Source organism: Kitasatospora sp. MMS16-BH015 (assembly GCF_002943525.1).
In the GTDB taxonomy this organism is placed as follows: Bacteria; Actinomycetota; Actinomycetes; order Streptomycetales; family Streptomycetaceae; genus Kitasatospora.
This window is the reverse complement of the sequence record NZ_CP025394.1, coordinates 2,541,720-2,562,639: the sequence shown is the minus strand read 5'-3', so window position 1 is coordinate 2,562,639 and position 20,920 is coordinate 2,541,720. Positions and strand designations below refer to the sequence as shown.

Here is a 20,920-nt window from a genome sequence, read left to right as displayed (position 1 = left end):
CGCGCCACCGGGTGGGCTCGAGGCTCGGGTCAGTGCACGGTGGCGTGCAACAGGCTGGCCAGGGAGCGGACTTCGCCCGCCGTGACGTGGGTGGCGTAGCGGTGCGGTGGGTCGGTGGGGGCAGGGGCGTGGGCGAGCTCGTCGGCCAGGCGTTCCATCTGGCGGACGGAGTTGTTCTGGAGGCGGGTGAGGCGGGCGATCAGGCGACGGGCGCGGAAGTCGAGCGGGCCGGTGGCCTCGCGCAGGGCGGCGACCGCCGGGGGCCACTCGGCGTGGAAGTAGTCGAGGAAGCCCCGGAGTTCGTACTCCGCGGAGATCCGGTAGCCCTCGGCGCGCGGGCCGCTGGCCGAATCCATGGCGTCCAGCGCCTCCTGGGCCGCGAGGATGCGACCGAAGGAGGTGCGGAGGAAGTCGACCAGCCGGGCCTTCGCGTGGCGGGCGGCGGCCTCGGCGTCGGCCAACTCCTCGGCGGTGGCCGGGCAGTAGCCCGGGCCCCGGTGGGTGGCGGCGTCCAGGATCCGGCCCCAGACCGTCTCGCGTGGCGGCAGCTCGGCGGGCGGGGACAGCTCGTACCCGGGGCCGCTCCTGGTCAGTACGTCCGCAAAGCGACTCGTCACAGCTGTGCACCGCCTTCAAGGATCTTCGCTGCCGTCAGGTCTTCTTGTGACTCCCGCCCCCGGGGCACGCCGGCCGGCCGGGGGGCCGGGGCGGGCGGCTCCGAGGAGTGGAGCTGGGGGGCCATGGCCTGCCACTTGTCCAGGATGGCCGGGGCGCCCGCGCCCACGATCATGGCGCCCAGGGCACCGAGCTGGCCGGAGGCGGCCAACCCCCAGGCCACCAGCGAGCCGAGCACGACCCGGATGGCCTCGCCGGTCAGGTAGAGGGCGGGGGTCGGGCCGTTCTTGACCCGCCAGGGCCAGCGCCGCTTGCTCTGGATGAACCGGTAGAGGGTGAGCAGGGAGATCAACCCACCGCCGATCGCTCCGTACAGAAGCATCCGCCAGTGGGCCATGCCGCGCGCTCCTCCCTCGCCCCTCTCCCATCACCCGAGGGTAGGCCCCGGGAGGTCTGACTGTCACTCAGACTTACCCATGGTAGTCGAAGGTAACCCGGAGCACTGCGGCATCAGTTGTGAGAGCCGGGTGACAAGAGGGGCGAGCGGCAGGGGAGTAGGGGAGGAGGAGGCCCCAGGACGCCCTCGGGACGGCTTTGGGGCGGGCTCAGGTCGGCTTCGGGACGGCCTCGGGGCGGGCTCAGGTCGGCTTCGGGACGGGCTCAGACGCGCGTGACCAGGCCGCCGAGGGCGACCAGGCCGGAGTCCTCGTAGCGGGTGAGGAGTTGGGAGGCCGCGCCCTGGCGGAGGTCGAGGCCGCGGCGGAGTTCGGCAGTGAGGGCGATGGCGGCGGCGCCGGTGGCCTCGTCCTCGGTGATGACGCCGTCCGGGCGGCGCGGGAAGCCACGGGTGCGGACCCGGCCGGCGGTCTCGTCGGCCCAGGCCCAGGCGTACAGCCAGCCCTCGCCGGGCGGCGGGGCGGGCAGGGCGTCCACCTCGGCCGGGGAGGCGTACTGCTCGGTGCGGCGGCCGGTGGCCCAGGCCGGGTCGGCCCGCAGCCAGGTGCGGCCGTCCGCCGTCCAGGTCGGCACCGGGCCGGCCGGGGGCCGGAGGGTGTCGGGGCGGTGGCCGCGTTCGCGGAGCAGCCAGGCGGTGCCGATCAGCGGGTGGCCCGCGAAGAGCAGCCGGACGCCCGGGGTGTAGATGTCCACCACGCCCCGGTCCGGGTCGTCGACGAAGACCGTCTCGCTGTAGCCGAGCCGGTTGGCCAACTCCTGGCGGGCGGTCTCGCCGGGGACGGCCGCGCCGTCGTAGACCACGCCCAGCGGGTTGCCGCCCGCGCCGTCCGGGCCGACGAAGACCCGGAGTACCTCGTGTTCGATCATGGGGCGATTGAAGCAGAGCCGGGTCCCCCCTGGGGGGCTCGGACGGCCGGATGGTGCGGACGGCTCAGACGGCTGGACGGTTCAGACGGCCAGGCGCGGGGTGGGGGCGGGGCCGGTCGCCGGGGACGGGAGGATCGGGGACTCGTCGGGGGCCGGTTCGAGGGCGGTGCGGCCGGCCGCGTCGCTGAGTTTGATCAGCAGGGCGGTCAGCAGCCAGTTGGCGACCAGTGAGGAGCCACCGGCGGCCAGGAACGGGAGCGCCTTGCCGGTGAGCGGGATCAGGCCGGTGACGCCGCCGACCACCACGAAGACCTGGAGCGCCACGGCGCCGGCCAGGCCGGTGGCGAGCAGCTTGCCGAAGGGGTCGGTGAGGGCGACGGCGGTGCGCAGGCCGCGCTGGATCAGCAGGGTGTAGAGCAGCAGCACGGCGGTGACCCCGGCCAGGCCCAACTCCTCGCCGATGGTGGTGAAGATGAAGTCGCTGCGCCCGGCGAAGCCGATCAGCCAGGGGCGGCCGAGGCCGAGACCGGTGCCCATCAGGTGGCCGGTGCCGAGGCTGAACAGGGCCTGGGCGGGCTGGTCGGAGACCAGGGCCTTGTCGTGCACGGGGAGGTAGATGTCCAGCGGGTGCAGCCAGGCCTCGACGCGGCCGTGCACGTGCGGCTCGATCGAGCCGACCACCGCCGCGCCGCCGACGGCCATCAGCAGACCGAAGACCACCCAACTGGTGCGCTCGGTGGCCACGTAGAGCATCACGATGAAGACGCCGAAGAAGATCAGCGAGGTGCCGAGGTCGCGCTCGAAGACGAGCACCAGGAGGCTGATCACCCAGATCGCTAGCACCGGGCCGGCGTTGCGCCCGCGCGGCAGGCTCAGGCCCCAGACCTTGCGGCCGACCAGGGCGAGCGCGTCCCGGCTGGCCATCAGGTAGCCGGCGAAGAAGACGGTGATGGCGAGCTTGACGAACTCGTCCGGCTCGAAGGAGAGCCCGCCCAGCTTGATCCAGCGCTTGGCGCCGAAGCTGTCGCTGGGGAAGAAGGCGGGGGCGGCGAGCAGCACGAGCGCGCCGACCATCAGCACGTAGACGTAGCGCTGGAAGAAGCGGTGGTGCTTGACCGCGACGATCAGCGTGATGGCGGCCGCCCCCGCGATGAAGATCCACATGATCTGGGACGGCGCGGTGGGCAGCTTCTGGTAGTCGCCCTTGGCCGCGTGCACGGCGGCGTAGCTGATGTCGAGCCGGTGCAGCAGTACCAGGCCGAAGCCGCTGAGCAGGACGGCGATCGGCAGGATCAGCGGGTCCGCGTAGCGGGCGAACCGGCGGATCGCCAGGTGGGTGGCCACGGCGAGCGCGGCGAGCGCACCGCCGTAGCGCGCGAGGCCGCCGGGGAGGTGACCGTTCATGGTCTCTTCGGTGACGATCCAACCGCCGAGCGAGATCGCCACGGCGAACAGCACCAGGGCGAGTTCGATGTTGCGGTGCTGACCGGAGCGGCGACGCCCCTCGGAGCGCTGGCTTCCGCGCATCTGGTCTTCCTCCCGGGGCGTCGACGGTGGGCGGGGACGGGTGGCAGGTGGCGCGCCGTACCGGGGCGCCGGGTGGTGCAACCGCCGACGTGGAATCTTCGCACGGGCCGGAGGTGGGCGGTGGCGCTGGCCTGGGTGGCCCGGGTGGTGCTCCGGCTGTGCCCTGTCGTGGGGTGTGAGGGGTGCCGTCTTTGGGGGATGGTGCCGGGCTCGGGATGAGGTGACGGTGAACCGGGGCGGGACGGGGTGAGGTGAACCGGGTGGGACGGGGTGGGCCGGGGTGGGGTGGCGGGTGTGCCGGGATGAGGCGACGGTGAATCGTCGGCGGCCAGGAGGTGAACAGTCTTGCCGGGGTGGGGTTTTGTCTACAGCGGCGTAGTACGTTCGCGGGGCCCCGACCGTGTCCAGTCTGGAGAAGCCCGCCGATGTCCGTCCTGACCTACACCGAAGCGATCGGCGTCGGCCTGCTCCAGGGAGTCACCGAACTCTTCCCCGTCTCCAGCCTCGGGCACAGCATCCTGGTGCCGGCGCTGCTGGGCGGGCACTGGAAGCAGGACCTCGACGTCTCGGCCGAAAGCTCGCCGTACCTGAACGTGCTGATCGGGCTGCACCTGGCCACCGCGCTCGCGCTGGTGGTCTACTTCCGCCGGGACTGGGTGCGGGTGGTCAGGGGCTTCGTCAGCTCGGCGCGGGAGCGCCGAATAGAGACGGTGGACCAGAAGCTCGCCTGGCTGCTGGTGGTCGGCACCGTGCCGGTCGGCGTCGCCGGGCTCGCGCTCGACCATCTCTTCCGCTCGGCGCTCGGCAAGCCGATCCCGGCGGCGATCTTCCTGACCCTGAACGGACTGGTGCTGTACGTCACGGAGCGGCTGCGGCGCGGCGGCACCGGGCGGCGGCGGGCCGGGCTCGCGCCGGCGCCGGGCGAGGAGCACCTGAGCCACGAGGAGCTGTCGGACCGGCGGCTCGCCAAGCTCACCTTCGGTGAGGCGGCCAAGATCGGTACGGCGGAGATCCTGGCGCTGCTGCCGGGGATCAGCCGCTCGGGCGTGACCATCTCGGCGGGCATCTTCCGGGGGCTCTCGCACGAGGACGCGGCCCGGTTCTCCTTCATGCTCGCCACGCCGGTGATCGCGGCGGCGGCGCTGCTCAAGGTGCCGGCGTTGCTGGGGTCGGCGGGGGACGGTATCCGGGGGCAGGTGCTGGCGGGGAGCGTGGCGGCCTTCGTGGCGGGGTACGTGGCGGTGAAGTTCCTGACCAAGTACTTCGAGACCAAGACGCTGACGCCGTTCGCGATCTACTGCACCCTCGCGGGGCTGGGCAGCCTGGCGTACTTGACCCTGACGTAAACATCTGTCGGGGGCAACTGTGCCCTGGGGGTAAACATGCCATCGAGGCAAGTATGCCCTCGGCGTAAGAGTGCGCGCGGAGCGGGCGTGCTCTCGAAGTAAAAATACCCCGAGGGTAAGAATGCCCTCGTTATAGATTCCCGCAGCGGCGGTGGAGAGCTACATCTCCACCGCCGCTTCTGCGTGCCCGCATTGGCGCATTCTCCGTCGTCGTGGACGAAGCACCGTTCCTACGCTCGCCCGTACAGCGGACACCCCTTGACGGCCATGGCGACCTCTGCTTACTTTGCTTCCGCAATCCAAAACTTGTTTTCCGCATAGTGGAAGTGCTCCGTAGGGGGCAGCGCCACCAGGCAGACCGCAGGAGTGTCCCGATGCCTCGTATGACAGCCGCCCGCGCGGCAGTTGAGATCCTCAAGCTCGAAGGCGTTGAGGTCGCGTTCGGCGTGCCCGGCGCTGCCATCAACCCGTTCTACGCGGCGCTCAAGGCGTCCGGGGAGATCCGCCACACGCTGGCCCGCCACGTCGAGGGCGCCTCCCACATGGCCGAGGGCTACACCCGCGCCAAGGCCGGCAACATCGGCGTCTGCATCGGCACCTCCGGCCCCGCCGGCACCGACATGATCACCGGTCTCTACTCGGCCATCGCCGACTCGATCCCGATCCTCTGCATCACGGGCCAGGCGCCGGTCGCCAAGCTCCACAAGGAGGACTTCCAGGCCGTCGACATCGCCTCGATCGCCAAGCCGGTCACCAAGGCCGCCACCACCGTCCTGGAGGCCGCGCAGGTCCCCGGCGTCTTCCAGCAGGCCTTCCACCTGATGCGCTCCGGCCGTCCGGGCCCGGTGCTGATCGACCTGCCGATCGACGTCCAGCTGACCGAGATCGAGTTCGACCCGGAGACCTACCAGGCGCTGCCGGTCTACAAGCCGGCCGCGAGCCGTGCCCAGATCGAGAAGGCGATCGCGCTGCTGCAGGAGTCGGAGCGCCCCCTGATCGTCGCCGGCGGCGGCATCATCAACGCCGACGCCCCCGAGCTGCTGGTCGAGTTCGCCGAGCTGACCGGTGTGCCCGTCATCCCGACCCTGATGGGCTGGGGCATCATCGCGGACGACCACGAGCTCAACGCCGGCATGGTCGGCCTCCAGACCTCGCACCGCTACGGCAACGCGAACTTCCTGGAGTCGGACTTCGTGCTCGGCATCGGCAACCGGTGGGCCAACCGCCACACCGGCAGCCTGGAGGTCTACACCGCGGGCCGCAAGTTCGTCCACGTGGACGTCGAGCCGACCCAGCTCGGCAAGATCTTCGCCCCGGACTTCGGCATCGCCTCGGACGCCAAGGCCGCGCTGGAGCTCTTCGTTGAGGTCGCCCGCGAGCTCAAGGCCGCCGGGCAGCTGAAGGACCGTTCCGCCTGGGCCGCCTCCACCCAGGAGCGCAAGGCGCAGCTGCAGCGCAAGACCCACTTCGACAACGTGCCGATGAAGCCGCAGCGCGTCTATGAGGAGATGAACAAGGCCTTCGGTCCGGAGACCCGCTACGTCACCACCATCGGTCTCTCGCAGATCGCCGGTGCGCAGATGCTGCACGTCTACAAGCCGCGCCACTGGATCAACTGCGGCCAGGCCGGCCCGCTTGGCTGGACCATCCCGGCCGCGCTGGGCGTCGCCACCGCCGACCCCGAGACCCCGGTGGTCGCGCTCTCCGGCGACTACGACTTCCAGTTCATGATCGAGGAGCTGGCCGTCGGCGCCCAGCACAAGATCCCGTACGTCCACGTGCTGGTGAACAACGCCTATCTGGGCCTGATCCGCCAGGCGCAGCGCAACTTCGAGATCGACTTCCAGGTCAAGCTGGAGTTCGAGAACCTCAACTCGCCCGAGCTGGGCGTCTACGGCGTCGACCACGTCAAGGTGGCCGAGGGCCTGGGCTGCAAGGCGATCCGGGTCACCGAGCCGGACGCGCTGCTGCCCGCGCTGGAGGAGGCCAAAAAGCTGGCTGCCGAGTACCGGGTGCCGGTCGTGGTCGAGGCGATCCTTGAGCGGGTCACCAACATCTCGATGGGCGGTGCCGGCATCGACGCGATCGGCGAGTGGGAGGAGCTGGCGACTTCGCCCGCCGACGCGCCCACCGCGATCCGTCCGCTGGCGGTCTGAGACCGTAGCCGTCTGAGACGGTAGCGGCCTGAGAGCGGTAGTGGTCCGAGGGCCGTAGTGGTCCGCAGGCGGCGGTCCGCCGCGAGGGCCCGGCACCCCACCAGGGGTGCCGGGCCCTCGTGCGTGGCGGCCGTGGCGGACGGGGTCAGGCGCCGAGCTGCCAGATGGTGTGGTGGCCGGCCAGCACGGTGGCGGCGAGGATGGCGAGGTCGGCGGTGCCGAGGGCCAGGCCGAGCAGGGCGCGGCCGCGGCGCTCGGTGCGGCGGGCCAGCGCGAGGGCGCCCAGGACGAGCGCGCAGGGGCCGAGCACCAGGTTGAAGACGAGCAGGCCGAGCAGGCCGAGCACGAAGGAGGCGACGGCCATCTGGTCGGCGTCCTCGGCGGTCTGGCGGGCAGTCAGGTGGCTCTTCATGGCAGGAAGCTCCGGGGGGAGAACGACTGGATCCGGGTCAGCGCCGCTTGGCGCGGGCGAGACCCTCGCGGGTGCCGAAGGCGAGCAGCCAGAGGGCGATCGCGGCGGTGGCGGCGAGGAAGACCGGGAGGGAGAGGTGGGTGGCGGCGCCCATGAGTAGGCCCATGGCGGCGATGACGAGGAGCAGCATGGTCCGGTCCTTGTCGGTGGTGGCGAACGGGGCGAGTCGGCTAACAAGTGTTCGCTGACTCTCGGAGACCACTCTACGCCCGACCGGGCTCGCCAAAGTCGGCAAACGGTTGTTTACTGAATGACATGAGTCACACCCCCGGGGTCAGACAGGCCCAGAAGCAGCAGAGCCGCCGCGCGCTGCTGGACGCGGGCCTGCGCCTGCTGGAGCACCAGAACCTCAGCGGGCTCGGGGTCCGCGAGGTGACCCGGGAGGCGGGCATGTCGCCCGCCGGGTTCTACCGGCACTTCCGCGATCTGGCCGAGCTGGGCGTGGAGTTGGTCGAGGAGTCGCTGGCCAGCCTGCACGTGATGGTCCGGGCCGCGCTCGCCCAGCAGGGGGCGGCCGAGGACCGGATCGACCGGACGGTGGCGGTGATCGCCGGGCACGTCCGGGACCACCGGGCGCACGTGCGGTTCCTGGCGCGCGAGCGGTACGGCGGAGTGCAGGCCGTCCGGGAGGCGATCGGCGGCGAACTGCGGCGGTTCGCCGGGGAGGTGGGCGAGGCGATGGCCGTCCAGCCGGTCTCCGCGGGCTGGAGCGAGGCGGAGATCCGGATGCTCGCCGGCCTGTACGTGGACCACATGGTGGCCACCGCCGCCGCGCTGCTCGACGCGCCGACCGAGGCCGAGCGCCGACGGATCGCCGGGACGGCGCAGACCCAGCTGCGGCTGATCGGGGTCGGCCGCCGCCACTGGCGGGCGGAGGTGCCGGCGCCGACGGGCGTGGCCGCCGGCGCGGCTTAGGGCCTCTTCCGCGTGGGCCGTCCCGGGCGGTGGTGCCGGGCGGTGGTGCCGGGCGCTGGTGCCGGTGGGCCGGGATCAGCGGCAGAGGGCCGCGTCCAGGGCGGCTGCCATGTGCTGCGCGCCGACCGCGTCCGGGATGGCGGTGACCGTGATGCCGGCCGCGCGGCCGTCCTCGGTGACGCCGTTGCGGGAGCGGTAGCCGGGGGTGGTCCCGCCGTGGCCCCAGGCCAGGCCGCCGCAGGAGAGCGGCTTGCTCTCCAGGCCCAGCCCGTAGCGGATGCCCGGGCCCAAGAGCTCGGCGGGCACGGTGGTGCGCATCTCGGCGAGCTGCGCCGCCGGCAGGAGCCGGCCCTGGAGGAGCGCGGCGAAGAACGAGTTGAGGTCGGTGTTGGTGGAGACGACCGCCCCCGCCGCCCAGGCCATCGAGGAGTCCATCTCGGTGTAGTCGTGGAGCGAGCCGTCGGCCTCCCGGTGGTAGCCCGCGGGGTGGGCCTCGTGGATGGTCATGTCCCCCGGGGTGGGGAAGTAGGTGTGGCGCAGGCCGATGCGGTCGATCACGCGCCTGGTGATCTCCTCGCCGACGGGCCGTCCGGTGATCTTCTGGATGAGGAGCCCGGCGACGATGTAGTTGGTGTTGCTGTACTCCCAGTGCGTGCCCGGGGCGAAGCGGGCCGGCTGGGCGAGGGCGCCGTCCAGGAGCTCGCGCGGCTCGAAGTAGCGGTGCTGGATCGCGCTGAAGTCCGAGAGTGCGGGGGTCTCCGTGTAGTCGGGCAGGCCGCTGGTGTGCTGGAGCAGGTGGCGGACGGTGATGTGGCGTCCGTCGATGCCGTCGCCGCGCAGCAGGCCGGGGAGGTAGGTCTCGACGGGGGAGTCGAGGCCGACCTTCCCTTCGGCGACGAGTTGGAGGACGACGACGGCGGTGAAGGTCTTGGTGTTGCTGCCGGCCCGGATCTGTCCGTCCACGGGCACTTTGGCCTTGGTGGTGAGGTTGCCGAGGCCGGCCGTGTAGGTGCGGGTGCGGCCGTCGCGGCCCTTGACGGTGGCCAGCGCGGCCGGCAGGCCGTCGTCCTTCACCAGGGCGGTCAGGCTCGATTGGACGCTGTCCGGCCGGCCGCCTGCGAACGCCGCAGTCGGGACCAGTGCCGTGACTGCCGCGACCCCGGCGGCCACGGCGGTCACGGCCACCATCAGCCCGCGCCGGCTCGGGTGGCGCCGCTGGGCCCGGTGGTGCTGTACGTGCTCGTTCACGGAGCAACTCCTCTGCTGGAGTGGTGTATTGGCAGGGTGAGCGGGCTCCGCACGCCTTGGTGCGGAGCCCGCCGGTGGTGCTGGTGCGGCTGCTCAGGCAGGAGTGGGCAGGCTCAGCGGCACAGGGCGGAGTCCACTGCGGCCTCCACGTGCCGGCCGGCCGCGTCACCCGGGATCGTGGTCACCGCGAAGTTGACGGCGCGGCCGTCGTCGGTGGCGCCCCCGGCGGTGTTGTAGCCCGGAATGGCCCCGCCGTGGCCCCAGTACACGCCACCGCAGGTCAGCGGTCGGCTCGCGAGGCCCAGCCCGTAGCGGACGCCCGGGCCCAGCTCCTCGGCCGGCACGGTGGTGCGCATCTGGGCGAGTTGGGTCGCCGGGAGGAGACGGCCGCCCAGCAGCGCCGTGTAGAAGCGGATCAGGTCGCTGTTGGTGGAGACGGCGGCGCCCGCCGCCCAACCCCAGGACGGGTCCAGCTCGGTGTAGTTGCGGAGCGAGCCGTCGGACCCCCGCTGGTAGCCCTCGGGGTGGGCCTCGTGGATGGTCATGTCCCCCGGGGTGGGGAAGTAGGTGTGGCGCAGGCCGATGCGGTCGATGACCCGCTTGGTGATCTCCTCGCCGAGGGGCCGGCCGGTGGCCTTCTGGATGATCAGGCCCGCCAGCAGGTAGTTGGTGTTGCTGTACTCCCAGCGAGTGCCCGGGGCGAAGTGGGCCTTCTGCGCGAGGGCCGCGTCGAGCAGTTCGCGCGGCTCGAAGTACCGCTTCGGGTCGGCGAGGATCGCGCCCGTGTCCACGTAGTCGGGGAGGCCGCTGGTGTGCTGGAGCAGGTGGCGGACGGTGATGTGGCGTCCGTCGATGCCGTCGCCGCGCAGCAGGCCGGGGAGGTAGGTCTCGACGGGGGAGTCGAGGCCGACCTTCCCTTCGGCGACGAGTTGGAGGACGACGACGGCGGTGAAGGTCTTGGTGTTGCTTCCGATCCGGATCTGTCCGTCCACGGGGACCTTGGCCCCGGTGGTGAGGTTGCCGAGGCCGGCGGTGTAGCTGTGGGTGCGGCCGTCGCCGCCCTTGACGGTGGCCAGCGCGGCCGGCACGCCGTCGTCCTTCACCAGCTTGTTCAGGTTCGACTGGACGCTGTCCTGCTTGCCGCCGGCGAACGCCGCCGTCGGGGCCAGCGCCCCGACCGTGACCGCCACGGCGGCAAGGGCGGTCACGACCGCGGCCGCCCGGTGCCGGCTGCTCCGGCGGGAGAGCGGGCGGCGGTTGTGCGGTGCATGCTCGTTCACGAAAGGACCCCTCCGACGAATGGTTCCGGTGCTTCCCGGCCTTGATCAAGAGGACCATTCGGAGGCGGGGTCGTTCGTCGGCGCTCAGGACGAACCGTACCCGGGAGCAGACTCCCGGAGCCGACCCCGACCAGGACCGTGCTCCTGGCCCTCCTCTCCGACCCCACCGCCCCGGCGAAATGCGTTTGCGCCGAGGTGGGCGGGTTCCTAAGGTCTACGGCAACACGTTGACGGAGACGAGTAGTCGAGGGTCACGCGAGCAGAGAGAGCCGCCGGTAGCTGGGAAGGCGGAGTCGCGTCCGAGACGAAGACCCTCCCGAGTGCGGGGAGGAACGGCCCGTCCGGGTCCGATGCCCCGCCGGCCGGCCCCCGTGATCGGGCCGAGGTCACCAGGGCGGAGGCAACGGCCTTCGCCACGGCGGCCGTTCGAGACCGTCGCCCCGGCGGCGGTGAAGTGCGGTGGTACCGCGAGTCCCCTTCTCGCCCGCACTCCCAAGGGATCATGCCGAGGCCCACGGAGGCTGCGATGATCCACCCCACCACCACTCGTGTCCTGACCGCCGACCTGGCCGCCCACCTCGAACGGCGGGTGACGGTCTGCGGCTGGGTGCACGCGCTGCGCCTGATGAGCGCCATGCAGTTCGTCGTGGTCCGCGACCACTCCGGCTCGGTCCAGCTCACCCGCCGGCGCGACGGCGGCCCGCTCGAAGCGCTGCTCGACTCGCTCACCCCCGAATCCGCCGTCCGGATCACCGGACGGGTGGTGGCCGCGCCGCAGGTCAAGCTCGGCGGTCTCGAGATCGTGCCGGAGACCGTCGAGGTGCTGGGCCGCGCGGAGGTCTCGCTGCCGATCGACGACCGGACGGGCCCCGAGCGCCGGGCCGACTGGCGCTTCCTGGATGTGCGGCGCCGGGCCGCCGCCGGGCTGGTCTTCGCGGTGCAGACCACCTTCGAGCAGGGCCTGCGCGCGTACGCCGCGGCGCAGGGCTGCACCGAGATGCACACCCCCAAGCTGATGGGCACCGCCTCGGAGTCGGGGGCCGAGGTGTTCGAGGTGGGCTACTTCGGCCGCTCCGCCTACCTCGCCCAGTCGCCGCAGTTCTACAAGCAGATGGCGGTGGCGGCCGGGATCGACCGGGTCTTCGAGATCGGCCCGGTGTTCCGCGCCGAGCCCTCCTACACCTCCCGCCACATGACCGAATTCACCGGCCTGGACGTGGAGTTGTCGTGGATCGACGACGTGGAGGAGGTGATGGCCTTCGAGGAGCGGATGCTCGCGCACGCCATCGCCGCCGTGGTCGAGGTGCACGGCGAGCGGATCCGGGAGGTGTTCGGCGTCGAGCCGGTGGTGCCGCAGCTCCCGTTCCCCCGCATGACGATGGCCGAGGCGCAGCAGGTGCTGCGGGCCGGTGGCTGGGACCCGGAGGGCGTCAAGGAGGACCTGGACCCGGAGGGCGAGCGGCGGTTGGCGGCCCACGTGCGGGCGGAGCACGGGCACGAGTTCGTGTTCGTCACCCATTACCCGGCCGCGATCCGGCCGTTCTACCACAAGCGCCCCGAGGGCAGGCTCGACCTCACGCTCAGCTTCGACCTGCTCTGGCAGGGCCTGGAGGTCACCACGGGGGCCCAACGGGAGCACCGCTCCGAGGTGTTGCTCGCGCAGGCGACGGAGAAGGGGATGAGCACCGAGCCGATGCGGGAGTACCTGGACGTGTTCCGCTACGGCTGCCCGCCGCACGGCGGGTTCGGGGCGGGGCTGGCGCGGCTGTTGATGGTGCTGCTCGGCTTGGAGTCGATCCGGGAGGCGGTGTTCCTCTTCCGGGGGCCGCACCGGCTGACCCCCTGAGGATCGAGCCATGAGGGGAGGGCCGCTCGGATTGACAGAGTCCAACTGGCACTTGGCGCCGCGCTCTTGACAGGGCGACATGCCCACGCCAGCTTTGGGGGACCCCCTCACGGGACCCCCACAATCCGAGAGGCACTCTCATGAAGAAGCCGCTCATCGGCGCGCTCACGGCGCTGCTGCTCGCCGGGGCCACCGCTCTGGCCGGCGCCGCCCCCGCCTCGGCCGCCGCCCCCGCCCAGGCCGCGCCGGACAAGGCCGCCCCGGCCGTCACGGTCAACTTCGCCGGCACGGTGGCGCTCAGCGACTGTTCCGGTTCGGTGGTCCGGATGCCCAATTCGGTCTCCACCGACCCGGCCCTGGTGCTCACCAACGGCCACTGCCTGGAGACGGGCATGCCCAACCCCGGCCAGGTGATCGTCAACCAGTCCTCCAGCCGCAGCTTCACGCTGCTCAGCGCGAGCGGCGGCCGGCTCGGCACGCTGCGCGCGAGCAAGGTCGCGTACAGCACGATGACCGACACCGACGTGACGATCTACCAGCTGACCAGCACCTACGCCTCGATCCAGTCGAAGTACGGCATCAGCCCGCTGACCATCTCGACGGCGCACCCGACCGCGGGGGCCGCGATCAAGGTGGTCTCCGGCTACTGGAAGACGGTCTACTCCTGCAACGTCGACGGGTTCGTCTACCAGCTGCACGAGGGTGGCTGGGTCTGGAAGGACTCGCTCCGGTACACCTCCGCCTGCAACACCATCGGCGGCACCTCGGGCTCGCCCGTGATCGACACCTCGACCGGCCTGCTGGTGGCGGTCAACAACACCGGGAACGAGAACGGTGAGCGCTGCACCGTCAACAACCCGTGCGAGGTGGACGCGAACGGCAACGTGACCATCCGCCAGGGCATCAACTACGCCGAGGAGACCTACGGCATCCCGGCCTGCTTCGGCACCGGCAACAAGCTGAACCTCGCCGCGGCGGGCTGCACCCTGCCCAAGCCGTAACACCCCGTGGGCGTCGTCGAGCCGGGGCCGGCGCGGCCCCGGCTCGACGGTTTCCGGGCCTCGCCCGGTCAGGCCGGCGCGGCCGGTCAGCTCGGCGCTCCCAGTCGTACGACCCACGGCCCTGGCCGGAAGGCCCGCCGCTCCCGGCCGTACGGCCCGCCGCGCCCCCTGTTCGAAGCAGTGAATCGGTGCTTCAATTCTTCTCGTGGCCTATCGACGCACCCCCGCCGTCCAAGCCCGGCTGGACGCCCAGCGCGAGGCCGTGCTGCGCGCCGCCGTGGCGTTGCTCGGCGAGCGCGGGTACGGCGGCTGCTCGATGGCGGCCGTGGCGCACCGGGCCGGGATCGCCACCGGCAGCGTCTACCAGCACTTCGCCAACAAGGCCGAGCTCTCGGTGGAGCTGTTCCGGCTGGTGGTCGGCCGGGAGGTGGCCGCCGTGACCGAGGCCGCCGAGCGGCAGGCCGGCCCGCAGGCCAAGGTGGCGGCCGTGATCGAGACCTTCGCCGTCCGGGCGCTCAAGGCCCCGAGGCTGGCCTACGCGCTGCTCGCCGAGCCCGCCGACGCCGTGGTGGACAGCGAGCGGCTGGTCTTCCGCCGGGCCTTCCATGACCTCATCGCCGCCCAGATCGCCGAGGCCATCGCCACCGGCCGACTCCCGGAGCAGCGCGCCGAGTTGACCGCCGCCGCCCTGGTCGGCGCCACCGCCGAAGCCCTGGTCGGCCCGCTCGCCACCGGCTCCCGGCCGGACGACCTCATCCCGGCCATGGTCTCCTTCGCGCTCCGCGCCCTCGGCGGCCCGGCCGAGCCCACCGAGCTGACCGAGGCCGATCCGGCGGGCGCCGCGCCCGCCACCCCACTCGTTCCGGATGCGGCCTGACCCCCGCCCGCGCCGGTGTCCCCACCTGCCTGTCTCCGCTCGCCCGTCCCGCTGCCCGGAAGTCGAAGTCGAAGGAGCCGCTGATGCCCGCCACGCACGAAGTCACCAACCAGGTGCCCGAGTTCCACGGCCAGGGCCACGACCTGGCGGAGGACCCGACGCTGCTCGCCGCGCTGCGGCGGGCCGGCGCCGAGTGGGTGGAGCCGGAGCTGCGTGAGCTCGGGCGCCGGGCCGGGACGGCCGAGGCGGCCGAGTGGGGGCGCCTGGCCAACGAGTACCCGCCGGTGCTGCACACCCACGACCGGTACGGGCACCGGATCGACGAGGTCGAATTCCACCCGGCCTGGCACGAATTGATGCGCACCGCCGTCTCGCACGGCCTGCACGCCACCCCCTGGCGGGACTCCCGGCCGGGCGCGCACACCGCCCGAGCCGCCAAGTTCTACCTCTGGGGCCAGGTCGAGGCCGGCCACAGCTGCCCGATCTCGATGACCTACGCGGCCGTCCCGGCCCTGCGTGCCACCCCCGAACTCGCCGAGCGCTTCGAGCCGTTGCTCACCGCCACCGAGTACGACTTCGGGCTGCGCGAGCCCAGCGGCAAGCGCGGGCTGATCGCGGGCATGTCGATGACCGAGAAGCAGGGCGGCTCCGACGTCCGGACCAACACCACCACGGCCACCCCGCAGTCGGACGGCACGTACCGGCTGGTCGGGCACAAGTGGTTCACCTCGGCGCCGATGTCGGACCTCTTCCTCACCCTGGCCCAGGCGCCCGGCGGCCTGAGCTGCTTCGTGCTGCCCCGGGTGCTGCCGGACGGCAGCCGGAACCGGATGCACATCCAGCGGCTCAAGGACAAGCTCGGCAACAAGTCGAACGCCTCCTCCGAGCTGGAGTACGACGGCGCCGTCGGCTGGCTGGTCGGCGAGGAGGGGCGCGGGGTGCCGACCATCATCGAGATGGTCAACATGACCCGGCTCGACTGCACCCTGGGCGCTGCCTCCGGCATGCGCAGCGGTGCCGTGCTCGCGCTCCACCACGCCACCCACCGGCGCGCGTTCGGCAGGGCGCTGATCGACCAGCCGCTGATGCGCAACGTGCTGGCCGACCTGGTGGTCGAGTCCGAGGCCGCGACCATCGTCGCGCTCCGGCTGGCCGCCGCCACCGACAAGTCCCAGGCCGGGGACGAACAGGAGGCGCTGGTCCGGCGGTTGGGCCTCGCGGTGTCCAAGTACTGGGTCTGCAAGCGCGGTCCGGCGCACGCCGCCGAGGCGCTGGAGTGCTTCGGGGGCAACGGCTACGCGGAGGAGTCCGGCATGCCCCGGCTCTATCGGGAGGCGCCGCTGGTCTCGATCTGGGAGGGCTCGGGCAATGTCGCGGCGCTGGATGCGCTGCGCGCGATGGGCCGCCAACCCGCCGTGGTGGAGGCCCTGTTGGGCGAGCTGGATGCGGCGGCCGGGGCCGACCGGCGGTTGGACGCCGCGGTGGCCGGGCTGCGCAAGGAGCTCGGCGACCTGACCGAGCTGGAGTACCGGGCCCGCCGGGTGGTGGAGCAGCTGGCGCTCTGCTTCCAGGGCGCGCTGCTGGTGCGGTACGGCGACCCGGCGGTGGCCGAGGCGTTCTGCGCCTCCCGGCTGGGCGGCGACCACGGCGGGGCCTTCGGCACGCTGCCCACCGGTCTGGACGTGGAGCCGATCCTGGCCCGGGCCCGGCATGCCTGAGCAGCACACCGGAGCCTGTCATCCGGAGGTGGCCGAGGTCGCGCCCGCGACCTCGGCCGAGGTGGGGGAAGTCCGGGCGTTCTGGGGCGGGTTGGGGCTGCCCGGGCTGGTGGACGTGCACACCCACTTCATGCCCGAGCGGGTGCTGGCCAAGGTCTGGGCGTACTTCGACTCGGCCGGGCCGCTGATCGGGCGGCCCTGGCCGATCGCCTACCGCGAGGAGGAGGGCCGGCGGTTGGAGCGGCTGCGGGCCTTCGGCCTGCGGGCGTTCACCTCGATGCTCTACCCGCACAAGCCCGGGATGGCGGCCTGGCTCAACTCCTGGGCGGCGGACTTCGCGGCCCGTACCCCGGACTGCCTGCACACCGCGACCTTCTACCCCGAGCCGGACGCCTTGGCGTACGTGACCCGGGCGGTGGAGCAGGGTGCGCGGGTCTTCAAGTCCCATGTCCAGGTGGGTGGTTACGACCCGGCGGACCCGCTCCTTGACGGGGTCTGGGCGCTGCTGGCCGAGCGCGGCATCCCGGTGGTCACCCACTGCGGCTCCGGCCCGGCGCCCGGCAAGCACACCGGGCCCGGCCCGATCGCCGCGGTGCTGGAGCGCCACCCGGGCCTGCGGCTGGTGGTCGCCCACCTCGGCCTGCCCGAGTACACCGACTTCCTCGACCTCGCCGAGCGCCACCCCGAGCTGCGGCTCGACACCACGATGGCCTTCACCCGCTTCACCGAGGAGCAGTCGCCCTTCCCGAAGGACCAACTGCCCCGGCTGGTAGAGCTGGAGAGCCGGATCCTGTTCGGCTCCGACTACCCCAACATCCCCTACCCGTACCTGGAGTCGCTGCAGGCACTGGAGCGGCTCGGCCTGGGGGAGGGGTGGCTGCGGGCGGTCTGCCACGACAACGCGGCCCGGCTGTTCGGGCTGGACTGAAGCAATCGGGCCGGGTTCAGGCAGGGGCGTGGGTGTGGGGTGGCTCAGGCGCCGGTGGTGGAGCCGGGGCGGACGACCATCATCACGGTGACCACGGCCCAGAGCAGGTTGAAGATGCCGGCCGTCATCGGCAGCCGCTTGAGGCCGCCGGTGGCGCGGGTGAGCAGGTCGGCGGCGGGCGCCTCCTCGGCGAGGGCGTCTACCACGTTCTGCTGGGCCGGGTTGACCAGGACGAGCAGGACGCCCGCCGCGAGCACGGTCAGCACGGTGGCCACGATCAGCCAGGTCTGGCTCATGATGCCCATGATCTGCGCGGTGCCGACGCCCATCACCGGCACGGCGATGCCGAGCATCGCGTAGACCTGGGTGATCCGGTGCAGCAGCCGCACGGAGGCGGTGGCCGAGGCCTGGTCCGGGCCGCCGGCCAGTGCGGCCTTGGCGCGGGCGGGGAACATGCTGACGGCGACGGCGACGGGGCCGATGAACAGCACGGCGGCCAGGACGTGCAGGCTCAGCAGGAGCTTGGCCATGGGTGATCCTTCGCGAAGGGGGCGGAACGGGCGGCAGGAAGGGGCCGACCGGGTGGCTCCCGCCCACGGCACGCTAACACCAGCCCCGAGCAGGCCCGAAAGCCGGGTACGGGTGGCCTCCGGCCGGTGCGGATCGGCCGGTCGGGTGGTGCTCGGGGGGCGTCGGGCGTGGAGGCGGCCGGGGACGGGTCAGGTCAGCCTCTAATAGCACGGTCCCTGTCCGCCGGCCCGAATCCGCCACGGAGGGTTTTCCTTGTCTCGCGCCGTCCCGTCCAACCTCGTCCGTCAGGGCACTCACGCCCCCGACCGGGCGCCCGCCCGCCGGGGGGTGACCACCTTCGCCCGGGGCGCGGCGATCGCTGCCCTGGCTCTCGCCCCCGTGGCGTTGGGCCTGTCCGGCAGTGCCGCGCCACTGGCACCCCCGCTCGGCCCCTGCTCCGGCCCGAACTGCCCGAGCAGCTATGAGCCGCCGAACAACGGCGACTTCGCCGGCCGCGACGCCTCGATCAACATCTTCGTCGGTGGCAACTACCTGGCCCAGGGGCGTGCGGCCGAGGCTGAGGGCAAGATCGTGACGCTCGGCGACTTCACCCTGAACAAGGACGGCGGCGGCATCTACAACATGGGCGTGGTCGGGGTCGGCTCCCGGGTGCCCCCACCGAACGGCACCGACTGGGTGACCGTCGGTGGCAATGTCACCGCCCGCTCCGGCAACAGCGTCCTGATCGGTGGATCCGACTCGAAGGGTCCGGCCTTCGGCAACCTCCGCTACGGCGGCACGCTGAGCGGCACGGTGACCATCGATCCGACCGGTCAGTCGATCAAGGACGCGAATGCAGCGGACCAGTACAAACCGCTGCGCACCCAGATCGAGACACTCTCCTCCTGTGCGGCCAAGCAGACCGCGACCGGCACGGTGGCCGTCAGCAACAGTGAAGCGACCTTCACCGGCGACGGCACCAGTACCCGGCAGATCTTCAACGTCCCGGGCAACCTCGCCAGTCCGACCGGCGGTCAGATCGGCCTGGTCTTCGCCAACATTCCGGCCGGGGCGACGGTCATCGTCAACATGCTGGCCGACGACGCCCTGATCAACACCTACACCGGCACCGGCCTGGCCGGTGACCAGACCACCGACATGCGGCCCAAGCTGGCCTGGAACTTCCCGACCACCACTGCCGGCGCCATCCGGGGCTCGGCCCAGTTCCAGGGCACAGTGATGAGCGGCAACCCGGCGGGAACCATCACCATCTCCGAGCCCGGTACCAACGGTCGGCTCTACCTCGCGGGCAACTACGTACACGAGGGCAGCGGCGGCTACGAGGCGCACGCCTATCCGTTCACCGGTGACTGGCCCGAGTGCGAGACGCCGACCCCGACGCCGACCCCGACGCCCACGCCGACCCCGACGCCCACGCCGACCCCGACGCCCACTCCCACGCCGACCCCGACCCCGACGCCCACTCCCACGCCGACGCCGACGCCGACGCCGACGCCGACGCCGACGCCGACGCCCACGCCGACCCCGACCCCGACCCCGACGCCCACTCCCACGCCGACGCCCACGCCGACCCCGACCCCGACGCCCACTCCCACGCCGACCGAGTCCCGGACGACACCGGCTCCTACCGAGTCCGTGGCGACTCCCAAGCCCACCGCAGCCAAGCCGACGGCGTCCGGCGGCTCTTCCGGGGGTGGGGCCGTGCTGCCTGTCACCGGCAGTGATCTCGGCCTGCCCGTCGCCCTGTCGGCCACCGGGCTGCTCGCGGCCGGCGCGGTCGCGCTCCGGATCGCCCACCGCCGTCGCGGTCGTCACGACTGACCGGTACCTGGCGGAGCAAGGACGAGCCGCCCGGCGCCGGGCCATCGGGGGATGGTCGGGTGCCGGGCGGCAGTACGTGGGGCCGCTTACCGGCCCATGACGTAGCGGACGGTCGGGCCGGTGGTCCAGCCGCCGTCCACGGCCAGTTCGGCGCCGGTCACGTAGGAGGCCGCGTCGGAGAGCAGGAGGACCACCGCGCCGGCGGTCTTCTCGGCCTCGCCGACCCGGGCCATTGGGGCGCCGATGAAGACGCCGGTCAGGTTGATGTCCACCACCGTGCGGAAGTGCTCGACGCTCTCCTGCTTTAGGAAGGCGCCGGAGTCGATCGCCAGGCTGGCCGCGGCGGCGCTGAGGCCGCGCGCCGCCGGTGATCAGCACGGTCTTGCCGGTGAGGTCGTTCATGGGGGTGCTCCAGTTCGCGAGAGCCCGGGGCGCGTTCACGTCACGGGGTCGTAAGGCGGGCCCCGGGGATCAGGGCAGGTCCGGTCCCGGCGCGCAGAGCAGCGCGCACGCCGCCCCGGCCAGGTCGGCCAGGTCGGCCAGGAAGAGCGGTTCGGCGGTGAGGGGGGTGGCGCCGTCGAGGTACTGCTGGGCGGCTCGGTCGGCGTGGGCGGCGCCGAGCAGGGTGAGGCCAGGTCGAGCCGCTCCAGGCGCAGCGCCTCCGACAGGGCGGGCAGCCGTTCGGCGACCCGGGCCTCGATCAGTCCGATCACCCGCCGGGAGCCGCTGCCCGCGAGGGTGGGGCGAGCAGCCGCTCGAGGGGGAGCCGGAGGGGGAGCCGGAGGCGCGGGGGAGCCGATGGGTGCGATCGACGGTGACTCCCGGAGACGATCCGGATACGGACCGGCCGGAACCGGTGCGCTGCGCGCCCTCCCGTGCGACCATCGGCTGAGCTTTCGTCAGACCGTCCGAAGGGCTGGTGGAGTCATGCCGGAGTACCCGGAGTACGCCGAATTCGTGACCGCCCGGGGTGCGGTGGTCCGGGTGGAGGGGGCCGCGCCCGGGGCGGCGGAGTACGAGGGCATGCAGCCGGTGGGCCGGGGAGCGGCGGGCGCGGCGGCCGGGGTGGCCCGGGCGGCGGAGAGCTTCGAGCAGGCGCTGGACGGTGCCCGGGCCGCCGCCGAATCGGCGCTGGCCGTCTTCCGGGGCGGGGTGCTCGCGCCGGACGAGGTGGAGATCGAGTTCGGCGTCAAACTCTCCGCCGAGGCGGGCGCGTTGATCGCCCGCACCGCCGCCGACGCGCACCTGACGGTGAGACTCACCTGGGCACCGGCACGGGAGAGCCCCCACCTCGACCGCCCCTGACGGCGGCCGCC

19 protein-coding genes and 1 pseudogene are annotated in these 20,920 nt (G+C 72.4%); 10 read left to right on the top strand and 10 right to left on the bottom strand.

Annotated elements, in window-relative coordinates; all coding sequences use genetic code 11:
* Positions 1-29: 29 nt before the first annotated feature.
* The 4 genes from CFP65_RS11075 to CFP65_RS11060 all read right to left on the bottom strand — a co-directional run bounded on the left by CFP65_RS11075 (position 30) and on the right by CFP65_RS11060 (position 3,465).
* Positions 30-617: a hypothetical protein gene (locus CFP65_RS11075; RefSeq protein WP_104815946.1), complete on the bottom strand. Its 588-nt coding sequence runs from the start codon at positions 615-617 to the stop codon at positions 30-32.
* Positions 614-1,012 (bottom strand): hypothetical protein, encoded by a 399-nt coding sequence (locus CFP65_RS11070; protein WP_104815945.1) that lies wholly within the window; start codon positions 1,010-1,012, stop codon positions 614-616. Before CFP65_RS11070 ends, CFP65_RS11075 begins: the two co-directional genes overlap by 4 nt.
* A 263-nt stretch (positions 1,013-1,275) precedes the next feature.
* A complete protein-coding gene (locus tag CFP65_RS11065) occupies positions 1,276-1,938 on the bottom strand; it encodes a PhzF family phenazine biosynthesis protein (RefSeq protein WP_104815944.1) in 663 nt (220 codons plus the stop codon).
* 81 nt (positions 1,939-2,019) lie between these two features.
* Positions 2,020-3,465, bottom strand: a complete 1,446-nt coding sequence (locus tag CFP65_RS11060; protein ID WP_104815943.1) for an FtsW/RodA/SpoVE family cell cycle protein — start codon at positions 3,463-3,465, stop codon at positions 2,020-2,022.
* A gap of 425 nt (positions 3,466-3,890) precedes the next feature.
* Here CFP65_RS11060 and CFP65_RS11055 point away from each other — a divergent pair, with 425 nt between their 5' ends.
* Both CFP65_RS11055 and gcl read left to right on the top strand, forming a co-directional pair.
* A complete protein-coding gene (locus tag CFP65_RS11055; RefSeq protein WP_104815942.1) occupies positions 3,891-4,811 on the top strand; it encodes an undecaprenyl-diphosphate phosphatase in 921 nt (306 codons plus the stop codon).
* Between the two features lie 374 nt (positions 4,812-5,185).
* Complete coding sequence (gene gcl / locus CFP65_RS11050) at positions 5,186-6,967, top strand: glyoxylate carboligase (protein ID WP_104815941.1); 1,782 nt, start codon at positions 5,186-5,188, stop codon at positions 6,965-6,967.
* A 145-nt stretch (positions 6,968-7,112) separates the two neighbouring features.
* Here the strand turns inward: gcl and CFP65_RS11045 are convergent, their stop codons facing one another.
* Both CFP65_RS11045 and CFP65_RS39690 read right to left on the bottom strand, forming a co-directional pair.
* The gene (locus tag CFP65_RS11045; RefSeq protein WP_104815940.1) at positions 7,113-7,379 is read right to left on the bottom strand and encodes a DUF4190 domain-containing protein; all 267 of its coding nucleotides are present in this window, start codon (positions 7,377-7,379) and stop codon (positions 7,113-7,115) included.
* Between the two features lie 37 nt (positions 7,380-7,416).
* The gene (locus CFP65_RS39690) at positions 7,417-7,569 is read right to left on the bottom strand and encodes a hypothetical protein (protein WP_168219589.1); all 153 of its coding nucleotides are present in this window, start codon (positions 7,567-7,569) and stop codon (positions 7,417-7,419) included.
* Between the two features lie 125 nt (positions 7,570-7,694).
* Here CFP65_RS39690 and CFP65_RS11040 point away from each other — a divergent pair, with 125 nt between their 5' ends.
* Positions 7,695-8,354, top strand: coding sequence for a TetR family transcriptional regulator (locus CFP65_RS11040; protein ID WP_104815939.1), 660 nt, complete (start codon positions 7,695-7,697; stop codon positions 8,352-8,354).
* A 75-nt stretch (positions 8,355-8,429) separates the two neighbouring features.
* Here the strand turns inward: CFP65_RS11040 and CFP65_RS11035 are convergent, their stop codons facing one another.
* Both CFP65_RS11035 and CFP65_RS11030 read right to left on the bottom strand, forming a co-directional pair.
* Positions 8,430-9,542 (bottom strand): serine hydrolase, encoded by a 1,113-nt coding sequence (locus CFP65_RS11035; RefSeq protein ID WP_104820785.1) that lies wholly within the window; start codon positions 9,540-9,542, stop codon positions 8,430-8,432.
* A gap of 173 nt (positions 9,543-9,715) precedes the next feature.
* Positions 9,716-10,882, bottom strand: coding sequence for a serine hydrolase domain-containing protein (locus CFP65_RS11030; RefSeq protein ID WP_371682401.1), 1,167 nt, complete (start codon positions 10,880-10,882; stop codon positions 9,716-9,718).
* A 526-nt stretch (positions 10,883-11,408) separates the two neighbouring features.
* Here CFP65_RS11030 and aspS point away from each other — a divergent pair.
* The 5 genes from aspS to CFP65_RS11005 all read left to right on the top strand — a co-directional run bounded on the left by aspS (position 11,409) and on the right by CFP65_RS11005 (position 17,252).
* Positions 11,409-12,728: an aspartate--tRNA(Asn) ligase gene (aspS, locus tag CFP65_RS11025; protein ID WP_104815938.1), complete on the top strand. Its 1,320-nt coding sequence runs from the start codon at positions 11,409-11,411 to the stop codon at positions 12,726-12,728.
* Between the two features lie 140 nt (positions 12,729-12,868).
* The gene (locus CFP65_RS11020) at positions 12,869-13,729 is read left to right on the top strand and encodes a serine protease (protein ID WP_104815937.1); all 861 of its coding nucleotides are present in this window, start codon (positions 12,869-12,871) and stop codon (positions 13,727-13,729) included.
* A gap of 205 nt (positions 13,730-13,934) precedes the next feature.
* Positions 13,935-14,606, top strand: coding sequence for a TetR/AcrR family transcriptional regulator (locus tag CFP65_RS11015; RefSeq protein WP_104815936.1), 672 nt, complete (start codon positions 13,935-13,937; stop codon positions 14,604-14,606).
* Positions 14,607-14,689: 83 nt separating this feature from the next.
* Entirely contained in the window at positions 14,690-16,324 is a 1,635-nt protein-coding gene (locus CFP65_RS11010) for an isovaleryl-CoA dehydrogenase (RefSeq protein WP_104815935.1), read from the top strand.
* Positions 16,317-17,252 (top strand): amidohydrolase family protein, encoded by a 936-nt coding sequence (locus CFP65_RS11005; RefSeq protein WP_104815934.1) that lies wholly within the window; start codon positions 16,317-16,319, stop codon positions 17,250-17,252. Before CFP65_RS11010 ends, CFP65_RS11005 begins: the two co-directional genes overlap by 8 nt.
* A 44-nt stretch (positions 17,253-17,296) precedes the next feature.
* Here CFP65_RS11005 and CFP65_RS11000 read toward each other — a convergent pair whose 3' ends face one another.
* Positions 17,297-17,782 carry a DUF2269 family protein gene (locus CFP65_RS11000; RefSeq protein ID WP_104815933.1) on the bottom strand — a complete coding sequence of 162 codons (486 nt, stop codon included), beginning with the start codon at positions 17,780-17,782 and terminating at the stop codon, positions 17,297-17,299.
* A 253-nt stretch (positions 17,783-18,035) separates the two neighbouring features.
* Here CFP65_RS11000 and CFP65_RS10995 point away from each other — a divergent pair, with 253 nt between their 5' ends.
* On the top strand, positions 18,036-19,604 hold the full coding sequence (locus tag CFP65_RS10995) for a choice-of-anchor A family protein (protein WP_158702134.1): 1,569 nt from the start codon (positions 18,036-18,038) through the stop codon (positions 19,602-19,604).
* 86 nt (positions 19,605-19,690) lie between these two features.
* Here CFP65_RS10995 and CFP65_RS40745 read toward each other — a convergent pair.
* Positions 19,691-19,840, bottom strand: a pseudogene (locus CFP65_RS40745) (SDR family oxidoreductase); the annotation flags it as partial.
* Positions 19,841-20,531: 691 nt separating this feature from the next.
* On the opposite strand from CFP65_RS40745, the gene CFP65_RS10985 reads away from it, so the two are divergent.
* A complete protein-coding gene (locus tag CFP65_RS10985; protein WP_371682400.1) occupies positions 20,532-20,909 on the top strand; it encodes a CU044_2847 family protein in 378 nt (125 codons plus the stop codon).
* The last annotated feature ends 11 nt before the right edge of the window (positions 20,910-20,920 follow it).